The 15,758-nt window shown below is 43.9% G+C and carries 12 protein-coding genes; 2 read left to right on the top strand and 10 right to left on the bottom strand.

From position 1 onward, the window contains the following. Positions 1-61 precede the first annotated feature (61 nt). The 4 genes from OGM16_09920 to OGM16_09905 are packed head-to-tail and all read right to left on the bottom strand — an operon-like array spanning position 62 to position 4,776. Positions 62-862, bottom strand: a complete 801-nt coding sequence (locus tag OGM16_09920) for a cyclase family protein (protein ID UYJ45152.1) — start codon at positions 860-862, stop codon at positions 62-64. 53 nt (positions 863-915) lie between these two features. Then, the gene (locus tag OGM16_09915; GenBank protein UYJ45151.1) at positions 916-2,343 is read right to left on the bottom strand and encodes a DUF1116 domain-containing protein; all 1,428 of its coding nucleotides are present in this window, start codon (positions 2,341-2,343) and stop codon (positions 916-918) included. 17 nt (positions 2,344-2,360) lie between these two features. Beyond that, a complete protein-coding gene (gene fdrA / locus OGM16_09910; GenBank protein ID UYJ45150.1) occupies positions 2,361-3,917 on the bottom strand; it encodes an acyl-CoA synthetase FdrA in 1,557 nt (518 codons plus the stop codon). Beyond that, entirely contained in the window at positions 3,904-4,776 is an 873-nt protein-coding gene (locus OGM16_09905; GenBank protein UYJ45149.1) for a DUF2877 domain-containing protein, read from the bottom strand. The genes fdrA and OGM16_09905 overlap by 14 nt, the downstream gene beginning before the upstream one ends. Positions 4,777-4,959: 183 nt before the next feature. On the opposite strand from OGM16_09905, the gene OGM16_09900 reads away from it, so the two are divergent. Then, positions 4,960-6,561, top strand: coding sequence for a PucR family transcriptional regulator ligand-binding domain-containing protein (locus OGM16_09900; GenBank protein UYJ45148.1), 1,602 nt, complete (start codon positions 4,960-4,962; stop codon positions 6,559-6,561). A 20-nt stretch (positions 6,562-6,581) separates the two neighbouring features. Here OGM16_09900 and OGM16_09895 read toward each other — a convergent pair whose 3' ends face one another. From OGM16_09895 to aspS, 6 genes are all read right to left on the bottom strand, one after another. Continuing rightward, entirely contained in the window at positions 6,582-7,109 is a 528-nt protein-coding gene (locus tag OGM16_09895) for a nitroreductase family protein (protein UYJ45147.1), read from the bottom strand. Between the two features lie 634 nt (positions 7,110-7,743). After that, the gene (locus tag OGM16_09890; GenBank protein UYJ45146.1) at positions 7,744-9,033 is read right to left on the bottom strand and encodes an aminotransferase; all 1,290 of its coding nucleotides are present in this window, start codon (positions 9,031-9,033) and stop codon (positions 7,744-7,746) included. A 231-nt stretch (positions 9,034-9,264) separates the two neighbouring features. Then, positions 9,265-10,704: an Asp-tRNA(Asn)/Glu-tRNA(Gln) amidotransferase subunit GatB gene (gene gatB / locus OGM16_09885; GenBank protein UYJ45145.1), complete on the bottom strand. Its 1,440-nt coding sequence runs from the start codon at positions 10,702-10,704 to the stop codon at positions 9,265-9,267. A 13-nt stretch (positions 10,705-10,717) separates the two neighbouring features. After that, entirely contained in the window at positions 10,718-12,187 is a 1,470-nt protein-coding gene (gene gatA / locus OGM16_09880; protein ID UYJ45144.1) for an Asp-tRNA(Asn)/Glu-tRNA(Gln) amidotransferase subunit GatA, read from the bottom strand. An 11-nt stretch (positions 12,188-12,198) separates the two neighbouring features. After that, a complete protein-coding gene (gene gatC / locus OGM16_09875; GenBank protein UYJ45143.1) occupies positions 12,199-12,492 on the bottom strand; it encodes an Asp-tRNA(Asn)/Glu-tRNA(Gln) amidotransferase subunit GatC in 294 nt (97 codons plus the stop codon). 155 nt (positions 12,493-12,647) lie between these two features. Beyond that, complete coding sequence (gene aspS, locus OGM16_09870; GenBank protein UYJ48433.1) at positions 12,648-13,979, bottom strand: aspartate--tRNA(Asn) ligase; 1,332 nt, start codon at positions 13,977-13,979, stop codon at positions 12,648-12,650. A gap of 570 nt (positions 13,980-14,549) precedes the next feature. Here aspS and OGM16_09865 point away from each other — a divergent pair. Further along, positions 14,550-15,680, top strand: coding sequence for an MFS transporter (locus OGM16_09865; GenBank protein ID UYJ45142.1), 1,131 nt, complete (start codon positions 14,550-14,552; stop codon positions 15,678-15,680). Positions 15,681-15,758 lie beyond the last annotated feature (78 nt).

Genomic DNA, 15,758 nt, shown 5'->3' with positions numbered 1-15,758 from the left:
TCTCCTTTTCTTCAGAGGGCTTTAAACTTCAAAGCCCTCTGCCTGCTGCCTGATTTACTTTTTATACATCCTCAAAACCATCAAATGCCACAATACGGCTGATACAGCTTTCACCGTCCTGGAACTTCCATGGGAAGCAGCCAATTACAACTCGCTTGTTAGACAGCTTATCAATCTCACCGCCCATACATTCTGCATGGATCGCCTCATAAGGCTGGCCAAACAGCTCTAAATGCATTGCCTGATAATGCTCTGGCCATGGATAAACCTCATTTAAGGACTTGCCATACTTCTCACGGAAGATAGCATCGCACTTCTCAGCTTCCATTGGCTCCCAGTCGCGGATCTTTGTATTCATTGGATGGTCAGCAGAACCGCAGTCTACACCCAGCCATTTGATCTTCTTTTCACGTACCCACTTGATAAAATCAAGAGATGGTCCCGGATGACGCAGCATGTAGCGGCGCTCATCTGCTGTCGGCTGGTCAAATCCATACTTATGATAACCTGTATTGATGATCAGGATATCTCCTTCACGTACTTCTACTCTCTTTTCAATGTCTTCTGGTGTATAAATACCAAAATCTTCTGCCATATCAGAAAGGTCTACTACTACGCCAGGAGCACAAAGCTTGGTAAGCTCTAAGGCTGCAATATCTCTTCCGGCTGTATCAAAGTGGCGTGGACCATCCAGATGGGTTCCCACATGGTTGGAATGTGTTACCAGCTGTCCGTTAGCACCATTTGGAGCCAGACGCTTAAAATATTTTACCTGCAGTGGTTCATAAGTTGGCCACGGTGGTGTGCTGATTCCGATCGGGATACTTAAATCGTACATTTTGATGTCAGACCATTTACTCATAATTATAAATCCTCCTTGATTATATATAAATATTTTTATTTAATTGTTGATTTTTACTGTTCCCATGCTTTCGCACAAGCTTCAATTGCCTTAGTAAAGCAGCCTTCCGGCGGATTTACAAGACCGGCTCCGATCTGTCCTACACCATAATCCTTGTGAGCGATACCTGTGTTGATGATAGGACGGATACCTGTTTCCAGAACCTTTACAATATCGATTCCTGTTGCACTTCCCCTGAAATCCAGTACCGGGATCTTATAAGCATTTCCTTCTCCCTCTGTGATCTCATACATCTGGGATGAATAATTAATAGCATCCTGTACCTGGCCGCCGACGAACTGTACAATGGCCGGTGATGCTGCCATACAGAAACCGCCGATACCCGTTGTTTCCGTAATACAGCTGTCGCCGATATCCGGGTTTGCATCTGCCTCAGAATATCCTGGGAAATATAAGCCACGGATATACTCAGAAGGAGCGGTAAACCACTGATCTGCTCCCAGTCCTGAAATGCGGATACCAAACTCAACACCATTTCTACACATAGTTGAAACAATGGTGCTGTACGGGATACCCAGTGTAGGATCCATAGTTGCCTTACAGGACGGCATGGACAGATTCAGGAATGCATGGTCATTTCCATTGATAAATCCAATGGCTTCCTGCTGCTGTTCCAGTGAAAAATGGGTCTTGTACACATCAGCAAGGATCTCACGGATAAATAAAGAGGTTCCTGCTTTGTTACGGTTATGTCCCTCATCTCCCATCTGAAGAGCCTGGGCGATCATAACCTTCATATCGATCTCTCCATGGATCTCCAATGCTTCTTTCAGAACCGGATAATAAACCTTTTCCATTTTTCTTAAACGGTCAAATACTTCCTCATCGCAGGCACCAAAACGCAGTACCTTTCCAAGACCTTCATTCATGGTGCAGTACGCATCATTTCCAAAGGTTTTGTTGACCACATGCCATACCGGCATAGAATATGTAATAATACCAGCCATAGGGCCAACTGCATTGTGATGGTGGCAGGAATCAAAGGTGATCTTTCCGCTTGCTGCCAGTTCTTCTGCTTCTTTTAAGTCTTTTGCCAGTCCTTCATAGATCAGGCCACCCATAACAGCGCCTTTCATAGGACCGCACATATTTTCCCACTTTACAGGAGGTCCTGCATGGAGAATGGTGGTTTTTGTCATGCCCGGGATCGCTTCTCCGGCAGTAGACATTCCAACTAAAGCAGGCTGTGCTGCAAGAATCCTTCTTAATGCCTCTTTATTGGCAGCTTCGATCTTTTCTGCCAGCTTTGGATCCTTTAACTGTTTTAAGTAACCGGCGATCTTTTTATCTCCTCCTGCTACCGGCTTCCATGCTACATGGACTGCCTTTACATTCTGCTTTTTCAGGTCCTGATAAAAAGATTCAATTCCGAAATTTACCACACATAATTCTTTTTCAAATAATTCATTTACTTTGCTCATTTTCTTCCACCTCCTCTTTACAGATTTTCTGTGATCAGCTGTACAAATCTTGCTGCCTGTGCATTAGAGGGAAGTACGATCGCACCTGCTCCTGCTAACTGAAGGGAAGTAGCGGTACGGCTCTGTGGATCGCCTTCTGTACCACATACAGTGGCTACTACTGACAGATAACGTCCTTCTTTGGCTGCCAGATCTTTCGCTTTACGGATGGCATCAGACAGATCCTTTGCCGGATCTTCATGAGATCCATATCCGATCACACAGTCAACTAAGATCACCGCTGTTTCAGGATCTCTTGCTTCCTCAACTACACGTTCTGCTCTTAAAGATGGATCGATCATTGGATGAGGACGTCCTACTGTAAACTCATCATCTCCAAAATCAAGGAAAGTATTTTCCTTTGAACGGCCATTTCTTGCATTTTCCAGCTTGTCCTCAGGGCTTAAAGGAATATTGGAATAAATATGCTCCATGCTTCCGATCAGAAGCTTCATTGCCTCATCGCAGATGGTTCCGCCTGTATAAAGGCCTCTTACATATTTCTGTCCCTGGATCATTCCAGCACGTTCTTCCGCCGCCAGCTTTTCAGCCTGATCCTTTCCCATGGAAAATTCTTCAAAATCGGTAACTTCTCCTCCTTTAGCCAGTGCCACAGCCTTGTGGGCTGCATCTTCCAGGGAAACGGCTGCATAAAGACCTGCTTTTCTGATCTTTTCATTGTCACCGCCAATGAAACATACAACGACCGGTTTTCCGGCTTCTGCTGCGATCTTTAAGATCTGGTCCTCTACCTCTTTTGCCGGAGGTTTGGATACCAGTACGATGATCTCTGTTTTTGGATCTTCGATCAGGGCGTTCAGACACTGCTTCATCATGATACCGCCGATCTCTGCCTTTAAGTCTCTTCCGCCTGTACCAAGCAGCTGGGAAACACCTTCTCCTAACTGATCAATAATGGTTGAAACTTCCTGTGCGCCTGTACCGGAAGCACATACAAGACCGATCTTTCCTGGCTTGATCACATTTGCAAATGCAAGAGGCACATGATTGATCACTGCTGTGCCACAGTCAGGTCCCATCATCAGAAGTTCTTTTGAAACTGCATATTCTTTCAGTGCTTTTTCTTCCTCGATGGTCACATTATCACTGAAAAGCATTACGTTGATATCACGATCCAGACAATCCTTTGCCACATCTGCTGCAAAACGTCCCGGAACAGAGATCACTGCCATATTCAGATTTTTTTCTACTTTTACTGCTCCATCCAGTGTAGGCGGGAAATATTCTGCCTTACTCTTTTCTGCTTTCTTATTCAGCAGTTCATCTACCTTCTCTACTGCCTTTTTAAAGCAATCTTCATCATCGCATTTTGCTGCCACAAAGAAATCATTGGCTGTTACTTCTTCAAATCCTTCCGTATCCAGTCCCAGGTTTCCTGCGATCTCCCTGTTCAGATCGGTTCCCATACCTACAAGAGCTTCTGTAATACCTGGCAGATTTTTCACATCCTTGGATATGATCATCAGTGTTACAGAATCATAATAGGTATTTTTTCTGACTTCAAGCTTTACCACATCTGTTTCCTCCCATCTTATTACTGTCGATTACACCATAATACATGCCGGTGAGAAAATCACAGCCTGAGCTGCTTCCAAAACTGGATACCCGCTTTAATGCTGTACGTATCAGTGCCGGATCACAGCTTTCAAATCCTTTTAAAAGCTGTAAAATATCTTCTGAAAACATATTTTCTCCTGCATGTTTCAACAAAGATCCGCTGATATCATTGGTTTTTAACGCTGCTGCATTTGTAATCTCTTTTAAAAAGCCCTTCCATGGTTTTTCATCCGGCCAAGATGCCACATATCCGCAAAGGAAATCATCAGACGAAGGCGTAAGTCCCGGCCCGCATCCGGCCATCTGTTCTGCTGTGAGCACCGCAGATCCCATGTTTCCTTCCTGGACTGCCTGGCGGAAAGCCTCAATCCTTGGAGCCAGAAATGAGGAAAACACTTCCTCTTTTCTGCCTTCGATCAGCCTATGGATTCCTTTATCTTCCTGATGTTCCAGGAAACTGCGGATAAAGTTTGCTGCTCCGGGCTTTAAGGTTTCTGTCTGACTTTTTTTTAGATCCAGAATCTGGGTTATTTCAAATTCAAATAACTGAAAATTCCCGATCCAGAGTCCCTGATCACTTAACTGCAGCTCTGTTCCTCTCAAACGGAGCATTTCTTCTATTAATTTAAAATCTCCGTTCCATTCAAGACAGATAGAAAAAGGCTGAAGGCTTTTTCCTTTTGCAAGAAATGTGATCATTCCATACTGGCACACCATATTCATGGAACTGCGAAAACAGGAATGTAACATTCCCTTTACAGGTGCTTCTTTCAGCATGTTATACAGATGTCTGCATATCCTGATCTGTACCTTCACCTTGATCTCTTCCTTTCCATCATTTAATGAATATCAACAAAGCCGTTTTTATTGTTTGCGTTTATCTTTGTTATGTTTTATATTATAATCACCGTTTTTCTCATTTTCTATGTTGACTGTTCACAATAAAAATTCTATAATTTTGGTAAGCGTTGCAGATCATATTTTTCGGGGGTGTACGTTATGATAAATTATATTGAAGAATCCTATTACCCAACTGTAGAGGAACTTTTAAAACTTCCTATTTTTTCCACCAGCTACGTTGCTGCCGGCAAAGGGGGACTTGACCGTATTGTTTCCGGTATCAACCTCAGCGACAATCCGGACTATGCACAGTGGATTTCTCCTGGTGAACTGATGATCTCCACCTGCTTTTCCGTTTACAAAGATCCGGCTGCCCTGGCTGCGTATATCCCAAACCTGGTACGCAATCAGATGGCTGCATTCTGTATCAAACCTTCCCAGTATTTAAACAATGTGGTTCCTGCTTTTATGATAGAACAGGCAGATAAAGCAGATTTTCCTCTTATCGTCCTTCCACCTGATATGCAGTTTTCCCATATTACCAAGGTACTTTCCAATGAGCTTACAAGGCGAAGGACTGCTCTTTTGCAGAATACCCTTTCTGTAAACCAGATGCTGACACAGACTATTACAGAAGGTGCTGATCTGGATGAAATAGCTTCTATGATCTCAAAACTGACTGGCGGCAGTATCCTGATTGTAGACAGCGTAAACAGCCGTCACAGTATCTGTCTGAAGGAAGAAGACCGTTCCATTTTTAAGGCTGACTCTGAGACCCAGATGATCAATCAGTTTATCCACATGTCCGTTTCTCATGATCTGACTCTGGGTGAACATTCCTATGGCTGTCTCTATATTTATGATCCGGCTCAGTCACCGGCCCTTTCACCAGAGCTTTTATCCCAGGTTCTGTCTGCGATCCCCTTAGAGATCACAAGGGAGCAGAGCATCCGGGAACGGGGTGATTCTCTTTTTGCCAGCTTCCTGCTCCATCTTCTGTCAGATCCGATCGTAGACCACCAGTTAGAACAGACCCGGGCAGATGAATTCCATCTGAACCTTTCTGATGACCACCTGATCCTGCGTTTAAAGACCCAGAATCCGGAAGAGAAAAACCAGTACAGGAAAAACTTCCAGCATACCCTTCTTATGGGCAATATACGGTCTGTTTTTTCCAAATTGGGACTGGACGTACGGATCGTTCCCGCTTCTGATGATTATCTGATCCTGTTAAATGCCCCTGCCGCCAGTTCTGAGTTAGAACAGCTGGCCCGCCATGTTCCAAAGCTTATATCCTCTCTGTCCCTTGAATATCCGGATCTGCATCTGTGTGCAGGATGCGGCCGTCCTCATCCCGGCATCCGCGGGATCATCCAAAGTGACACGGAGGCCCGTACTGCCCTGCGTACCGCAATGATCAATGAACAGACTGTCTTTGGTTTTGAAGATCTTGGTCTTCTGCGCCTTCTCTATGCTGCTGACCCGGAAAAAGAAACCAGCCAGTTTGTACAGGAAATACTAGGGCCATTGATTGAAAATGACCATCAAAAGCATTCGGATCTTATAAAAACACTGGATTATTATTTTGAATACGCCGGAAATGTAAAAAGAATATCAGAAGAAATGTTTACACATTATAACACCATCGCCTACCGGATCAAAAATATACAGGAGATCACAAAAAAAGACCTCCATGACAGGAAAGATCATTTCCTGCTGGAGGCGGCAATATATCTGTATAAAGTGAAAGTCAGATTTTAATAGTCATCAGGTCAGGCTGATTAAATTTCCAAGATATAATCCTCTTTGCGGGGAGCTGCCTGGGGCTCCTCGCCTGTATTATATCCAAGAGCAACCGCACCTACACCTTTTAAATTTTCAGAAAGTCCCCACTGTTTTAAAAGTTTCTTTCCTTCTTCACTTTCAAAAATCTCTTTTTCTCTGTGTACCCAGACACTGGAAACACCACAGGCTTTTGCTGCAAGCATCAGATAACAGAGCACATTGGTCCCATCTTCTACCCAGGTGCTACGGCTGCCATCTGCTAAAACAAGGGCGATCACAGGAGCTCCATAAAATGGATCTGCGTCTTTGTCTCCCATGATCTGGGCATTCAGCTTTGAAATATGATCCCGCATTTCTTTATCCTTGATCGCAATGATCACTGGGGACTGTCTTCCTCCACCTGTAGGCGCATAGGTAGCAGTCTTTAATATCTCCTGAAGTACATCTTCCTGTATCATAAGATCTTTTCTGTAACTGCGGATGGATCTTCTGTTTTTCATTGCTTCTAACATTTCTTTATTCATAATGGTCTGCCTCTCTTTCATCTCTTATTTTATTTAAGATTATTATAGCAAATGAACGCGGGAAATGTTCCCAAAATAGAGAGACAGAAATTGTGGAGTTTTTCATTCTGGAATACTGCCCTTATTTTGACCGATATTCTTCTAAACTTATCTTATTTTTTAAGTTTTCTGGAAAATTAAATTTATTTAGCGGAACTTTTTTAGCCACATATTCATATGTTTATCATGCCCCACCATAAAAAAAATAAAGAAGAGGGCCGATACACCGCAGCGTAAATGTACTCTCTTCTTTATGGCTAATTTTTTCGTTGTCCGCCAACCATCAGCTCATTCGTCTGATCTACCTTTCGGATTGAATCATTCTCCCAGTATCTCTACCTGAATGATCAGGTGTTAGCCCACCCGATATAGTATACTATATCTCTAGTAAAACTAGACCAAAATACTGATTAAAAATCAATAGATAACTAGTACATCGTTTCGTAAATAACTGTACTAATCACGTAGGATGCGGATTTGAGTGTGCAGGTCTAAAAACGCAGGCGTAGCGGGCTACGCTGAGGCTTTTAGGCCTGTGCAATCAGATCCGCAGACAAGTGAGTGGTATAGTTATTTTGAAAACGATGTACTAGGTTTACTCCATTCCCTTTAACAGCTTCTCAACGCTGGAAAGCTTTACGCACAATGCAAACAGCTCTGTAGCCACGATCAGGTCGCCCAGAGGTGGATAAGTCGGGGCAATACGGATATTGCTGTCATGAGGATCTTTTCCGTATGGGTAGGTTGCTCCGGCAGAGGTCATAACAACGCCTGCTTTCTTGCATTTTGCTACAATATCTTTTGCACAGCCATCTAAGGAATCAAAAGCAATAAAGTAGCCGCCCTTTGGCTTGGTCCACTCGCCAATACCAAGACCGCCCAGCTCTCTTTCCAGGATCTCTTCTACAGCTTCAAACTTCGGACGGATGATGTCTGCATGCTTTCTCATATGCTCTACCATTCCATGGATGTCCTTAAAGAAACGTACATGACGCAGCTGATTTACCTTGTCATGGCCAATGGTCTGGTGCTTTAACTGAGCCTTGATGTCTTCCAGGTTGTTGTGGGAGGTAGCGATGGCTGCGATACCGGAACCTGGGAAGCTGATCTTGGAAGTAGATGCAAACTTGTAAACCAGATCAGGATTTCCTGCTCTTTTGCACTCTGCAAGGATCTCGATCAGATGATCCTGGTCATGGTCATACAGGTGATGGATGCCATATGCATTATCCCAGAAAATACGAAAATCAGGAGCAGCCGGTTCCAGTCTTGCAAAGCGGCGTACTGTTTCGTCAGAATAGGAATACCCCTGTGGATTGGAATACTTCGGTACACACCAGATACCCTTAATAGAAGCATCATTAGCTACCAGCTCTTCTATCATATCCATATCAGGACCTTCCGGAGTCATAGGAACATTGATCATCTCAATACCGAAATACTGGGTAATACCAAAGTGACGGTCATATCCCGGAACCGGGCAAAGGAATTTTACCTTATCCAGCTTGCACCATGGGGTATTTCCCATGATACCATGTGTCATGGCTCTTGAAACCGTATCATACATAACATTTAAGCTGGAGTTTCCATAAATGATAATGGTAGAAGGATTAACCTCCATCATATCTGCCAGAAGTTCCTTTGCTTCATCAATACCGGTAAGCACTCCGTAGTTACGGCAGTCTGTACCATCTTCACAGGTCAGGTCATCATCACTGCTGAGCACGTCCATCATGCCCATGGACAGATCCAGCTGATCTGCGCTTGGCTTACCTCTGGACATATCCAGTCTCAGATCTTTTGTCTGAAAATCGTGATACTTTGCCTTCAGGTCTTTGCGAAGGGCTACCAGTTCTTCTTTGGTCATCTCTGCATACGGCTTCATAATTTCCTCCTCTATATGTGTTCTTAAGACAGACATATGTCAGTGCCATAAACACATTTTCTTTCATTGCTATAAAATATACACCAAAGTATTTATTCCGTCAACACAAAATTTCCTTATGAAGTCAAAAGCTTTGCTTATGTTTAAATACACCGCATATATTTTTACTTATAGCTCAGTAAATTCCCCGGTAAACCGGGGAATTTGACTGTGCAAACTGATTTTCAGTTTTTACTGCGCTAACAGCTCCTTTAACAGCTTATTTACCATTCCAGGGTCTGCCTTTCCCTTCATAGCCTTCATAGTCTGTCCTACCAAAAAGCCCATGGCTTTTTCTTTTCCGCCCTTATAATCGGCTACGGACTGCGGATTTGCCGCCAGAATGCCTTCAATGGTGGCCTTTAAAGCACCTTCATCATTTACTACCTTTAAGCCCTTTTCTTCTACATAAACAGCCGGATCCACATTATGCTCAAAGATCTCTTCAAATACAGTCTTCGCCACGGTACGGTTGATCTCGCCAGCTGCTACCATCTGGATCAGCTTTGCCAGATTTGCAGGTGAAAAGCCCATATCATCCGGATCCATTTCATGTTCTTTCAGCAGGCGCATAGCTTCTACCATCAGCCAGTTGGATGCCTCTTTTGGCTTTCCACAAAGCTTTACTGTCTCCTCAAATACATCTGCCACATGCTTGGAATTTGTAAGGATCTGTGCATCATACTGAGGCAGGTCAAATTCGCTGATATAACGGACCATTTTCTCGGTACGAAGTTCTGGCTGTGCTGCCCTGATCCTTGCGATCCACTCATCACTGATCACCACCGGTGTCAGGTCCGGATCCGGGAAATAGCGGTAATCCTGGGCATCTTCCTTAGAACGCATAGCCTTTGAGCTTTCTTTATTATCATCCCAGCGTCTTGTTTCCTGGATGACCTTCCTGCCGTCTTCGATCAGCTCGATCTGGCGTCTTGTTTCCCCTTCAATGGCATGTGCAATAGCCTTAAAAGAGTTGATATTCTTCATCTCAGTCCTGGTGCCAAATTCCGACGCTCCCACTTCACGGACAGATATGTTTACGTCAGCTCGCATGGAACCTTCCTGAAGCTTACAGTCAGAAGCTCCCAGATACTGGATGATCAGACGAAGTTTTTCCAGATATGCGATTACTTCCTCTGCGCTTCTCATATCCGGTTCAGAAACGATCTCGATCAGCGGTACACCGCTTCGGTTGTAATCTACCAGGGAGCAGTCTTCCCACTCGTCATGGACCAGCTTTCCTGCATCCTCTTCCATGTGGATCTCATGGATACCGACCTTTTTCTTTATGCCGGACTCTGTTTCGATCTCTACCCAGCCATCGTGACAGATAGGCAGGTACAGCTGTGAGATCTGGTAGTTCTGTGGATTATCTGGATAAAAATAGTTTTTACGGTCAAATTTGCAGTACTGGTTGATCTGGCAGTTTGCAGCCAGACCTACTGCCATGGCATATTCTACCACCTGTTTATTTAATACAGGCAGAGAACCGGGCATACCGGTACATACCGGGCATGTATGGGTATTTGGCGCTCCTCCGAAAGCGGTAGAGCAGCCGCAGAATATTTTCGTCTTTGTTGCCAGTTCTACATGGACTTCCAGACCGATGACGGTCTCATACTGTTTACTCATGGCTTACTCCTCCTCAGTCAGATACTTTTGCCAGCTTAGGCATTTCGTATTTTCTGGTACACTCAAATGCATATCCTGCGCGGATAATGTTCTTTTCCTTAAAGCAGTCACCGATCAGCTGCATTCCAATCGGAAGACCCTTAGAGTCCATGCCGCATGGAACGGTCATTCCAGGAAGACCAGCCAGATTAACGGAAATCGTATAAATATCACCCAGATACATTTTTAATGGATCACTTAAGGAAGCTCCCAGCTTTGGTGCTGTATCAGGAGATGCAGGAGCCAGGATCAGGTCATATTTTGCAAAAGCTTTATCAAATTCTTTCTTGATCAGAGCCTTGGTACGCAGGGCCTTTAAATAATAAGCGTCATAATAACCGGAGCTTAATACGAAAGAGCCAAGCATGATACGGCGCTTTACTTCCGGTCCGAAGCCTTCAGAACGTGTCTTTTTATACATGTTGTGAAGACCCTCGTATGCTTTGGTGCGGTAGCCATATTTTATGCCGTCAAAACGTGAAAGGTTGGAACTTGCTTCTGCAGAAGCAATGACGTAATAAGCAGGAATAGCATAATCTACCAAACCTAAATCAAAGGTTTCTACAATAGCGCCTTTTTCCTTTAAAATATCTGCTGCCTTTAAAATGGCTGCCCTTACTTCCTCATCCAGTCCTTCACCAAAATAGCTTGATGGGATACCGATCTTCATTCCCTTTACATCATCTTTTAATGCAGAGGTAAAATCACAGTCTGTACGGACCATGGAAATGCTGTCTTTTAAATCATGGGAAGAAATCGCTTCCAGAATCGCTGCACAATCGGAAACGTCCTTTGCAACCGGTCCGATCTGGTCCAGGGAAGAACCATAGGCGATGAGGCCATAACGGGATACAGTTCCATAGGTGGGTTTAATGCCGGTAACGCCGCAGAAGGAACTTGGCTGACGGATAGAACCGCCTGTATCAGAACCTAATGCATAAAAGCACTCATTAGCTGCTACAGCTGCACAGGAGCCGCCTGAAGAACCACCAGGTACATGCTCTGTATTCCATGGGTTGCGGGTCACACCGTAATAGGAAGTCTCTGTGGTGCTTCCCATTGCAAATTCATCCATATTGGTCTTTCCAAGAATAACGGCTCCTGCTTTTTCCAGGTTTAAAACAGCCTCTGCTGTATAAGTTGGCACAAAATTTTCAAGGATCTTTGAGCTGCAGGTAGTGCGCATGTCTTTAGTACACATGTTATCCTTAATAGCAGCCGGAACACCTGCCAGTGGACCTGTCAGTGTTCCTGCCTCGATCTGGGCCTGAACCTCTTTTGCACGCTTCATGGCTCCTTCTTCGTCTAACGTAACATAAGAATGAACCTGCTCTTCCACTGCCTTGATCTGCTTTATCACTGCTTCTGTGGCCTGCAAAGAAGTGATTTCTCCGGCCTTTATCTTTTTTCCCAGTTCCAGGGCTGTTAAATCTAATATACTCATCTGGCCGCCTCCTATTCTACTGTCTTAGGCACCATGAAAGCTCCATCCTTCTTTGCAGGTGCATTGGCAAGTATCTCGTCTCTGTCATCCCCGTTTGTCACTACATCTTCACGGAATACATTATTTACGGGAAATACATGAGACATAGGCTCTACGCCAGTTGTATCCAGTTCATTTAATTTATCAATATAATCAAGCATTCTTCCCATATCTTTTTTTGCTTCTTCTTTTTCTTCTGGTGAAAGCTCCAGTTTTGCCAGAATGCCCACATACTCTATGGTATCGTCACTGATCACATTTGCCATGGTTTTGTTTCCTTTCTGAAGTCTCTTTTAATCTCTTTCCAAAGACTTTTTCCAAATTTTTTTATCTAAATTGCTTTATCTAAACCAGATCTGAACCGGTTCCTTCTATAATATATAAGAAGTATTTTAATATTTTTATAAGTCTTTCTTATGAACTATGGTTCCAGTCTTGTTACATCTCTTGGGAAGAGCGCTGTCTCTCTTACGTTCTGCTCATTTAAAAGACGCATGGTCAGTCTCTCTAAGCCGATTCCCAGTCCGCCATGTGGCGGCATTCCATATTTAAAAATCATCAGATAAGAGGCAATGTCTTCCGGATCCATGCCACGTTTTTCCATTTTTTTAAGGATCTCGCCATAATCATGAATACGCTGTCCGCCTGTGGTCACTTCCAGACCCTTAAATAACAGGTCAAAGCTTAATGTAAATTTCGGATCTGCCGGGTCATCCATAGCATAAAATGGACGTTTCTTAGATGGATAATGGGTAACAAATACGAAATCACTGCCGTATTCTTCTTTAAAATAACGGCCAATGAGAAGTTCTTCTTCCGGCTCTAAGTCATATGGGTTTCTGATCCGCCTGTTGTATTTTTCAGTTACCAGCTCTTTTGCTTTGTCAAAACGGACTGCGGGGATCTTACTTACATCCGGAAGTGTGACACCTAACATATCCAGTTCCTTCTTGTACTCTTTTTCAAGAAGAGCCATAGTGTACTGTAAAAATCCGGTCTCCATTGCCATAATGTCCTCGAAACCGTCAATATATCCCATTTCAAAATCCAGGCTGGTATATTCGTTTAAATGACGGGTAGTGTTGTGCTTTTCTGCACGGAACACAGGAGCTGCTTCAAATACACGGTCATAAACACCTACCATGGTCTGTTTGTAAAACTGGGGGCTCTGGCCTAATTCTGCTTTTTTGTTGAAATAGTTTAATTTGAATACGTTAGATCCGCCTTCAGCACCTCTGGCTACGATCTTTGGTGTGTGGATCTCTGTAAAGCCCTGGGTAAATAAATAATCCCTGAAGCCTCTTACAATGCCTTCCTGGATCTTAAATTTTGCACGTTCTCTTACATTTCTAAGTGATACCGGACGCAGGGCCAGCTTTGTTTCAAGGGATGTGTTCATTTTCCATTTGCTGATGGGGATCGGCATTGGCTCTGCGGGCTGGGATAATACTTTGATCTCTTCTAAGCGCAGCTCAAAACCATGAGGAGCTCTTTCTTCTGCCTTAACAGTACCAAGAACTTCTACTGCTGATTCTTCTTTCAGATCATGGATATCAAAATTTGTGACGCCTTCTTCGTATACGCACTGCACCAGTCCTTCTGCCTTCCGCAGGATCACAAAAGCCACCTCGCCCATGTCACGGACATTGTGTACAGCACCGTTCATGCGGATCTTTTTTCCTTCATAGGATCCTTCTAAGATTTGTGCGATTCCAAGAGTTTCCTTTGCTTTGACGCCTTCTACAAATTCCATCATATTTATTCTCCTTCCCAAGGGTGTACATTAAACATTAAATGTACATCTTACGGTTCCGGAGATTTTTATATAAATTTATATAAAAAAACGCCCCGGAACACATTTACTGTATTCCGGGACGGGATCTTCTTTTCCCGCGGTACCACCCGCATTGAGAAATCTTCAGGATGCTCTTAAGACTTCTCCTCTTTTTCGCATGTAACGTATGCCACGGATATACCTACTATCAGTCCTGCCAGCCGGTTGCATCCCCTTCTGGCAAAGCCGCTTCGATATACCAGCTCCAGAGTGTTCCCTTCGCCCAGTCCTGCGTGGCGGCGCTCTCAGTCGGTGACGCCCCCTTCCTGTTACATTTTTCAGACAAGAGTCTCTTTCATTGCTGTTTTTTATTTGTTTTATAAATTAATACTCTGAAAGCAGAAAGTCAAGATGTTTTTTCATATTTGTCTGATTTTTGTTGGTTTTTAAAAATACAGTCCTTTCATTGACGATATAATTGACAAATGATACAATCTCATACGTGAAGAAAAAATAAGCGGCTGCGAAGCAGACAGGAGGCCCTCTTTTATGAATTCTCTTGACAAAAAACTACAGATGTCAGGCTTCATTGCTTTTTTCCTAAGCGGCATCTGCTCCATCAGCAGCGGTATTGTAGTAAGCCTGCTGCAGGAACGTTATGGATTTGATTACAATGTAACCGGCACACTTTTGTCTATTATGAGTATTGGAAATCTGATGGCAGGTTTTGCCACCGGAGTCCTTCCTGCAAAGATCGGACTTAAAGCCACTATTATCACCTTAAGCGCAGGCTATGAACTGGGCTATCTGTGGTTAGGTATTTCCGGCTGGATGAGTATTCTGGTGCTTTCTTTTCTCCTGATCGGTTTTGCCAAAGGAAGTGTCATCAATATGTGTACCATCCTGGTAAGTAATCACTCAAAGAACCGCACCAAAGGCATGAATATCATGCATTCCTGCTACGCTCTGGGTGCTCTCCTCTGTCCTTTTATCATCGCAGGCGCAGGACTTATAGGCCCGGTCATTCCAATGCTTTCTTTAAGCTTTTTAGGACTTGTCATGTGGATCATTTTCCAACTGACACCTATTGAAAAGAAAACAGCCGGAAAAAAAGAAAAAACAGACTGGGATTTCTTAAAAAGCAAGCGTTTCTGGCTTCTTACAGGTCTTATCTTCTGCCAGAACGCAGCAGAGATCAGCGTAAATGGCTGGCTGGTAACTTACTTTAAGGGAAGCGGCATCCTTTCCGGTACCTTAAGCGCCTATACCGTTACCGTTATGTGGACTGCCACGCTGATCGCAAGGCTTCTTATTGCCTTTGTATTCCCCCTGAAAAATCCATATACAGCTATGATCAAAATGGCCGTCAGCTGTACTTTATTTTACATCTGCCTGATGATGGCTGATAATCAGACCGCTGCTATCCTCCTGCTTTTTGCCTTTGCATTTTCCATGGCTGGCATGAACCCCACAGCTGTTGCCTGTGCCGGAAAAATGACCAGCGTAGCCAGTATCGGCGTCATGCTCCCTGCCGCCAGCTTCGGCGGCATCCTGATGCCCTGGATCATCGGTATCGTATCCAACGTGGCTGGCCTGAAAACAGGCATGGCAATGAATATTATTTCCTGTGTGGGAATGCTGATATTCTGCATTGCAGTAAAAAGATTAAAAGATGAGTAATATTTCTTCTTTGAACTGATATTTTCCTTCCCCGCCTTGACCGGCGGGGATTTTCAAACGCGAAAAAGACCGGTCGGG

It is taken from the genome of Lachnospiraceae bacterium, assembly GCA_025758065.1.
GTDB lineage: Bacteria > Bacillota > Clostridia > Lachnospirales > Lachnospiraceae > Enterocloster.
The sequence above is the reverse complement of the archived record's forward strand: the minus strand, read 5'-3'. Positions and strand labels throughout refer to the sequence as shown.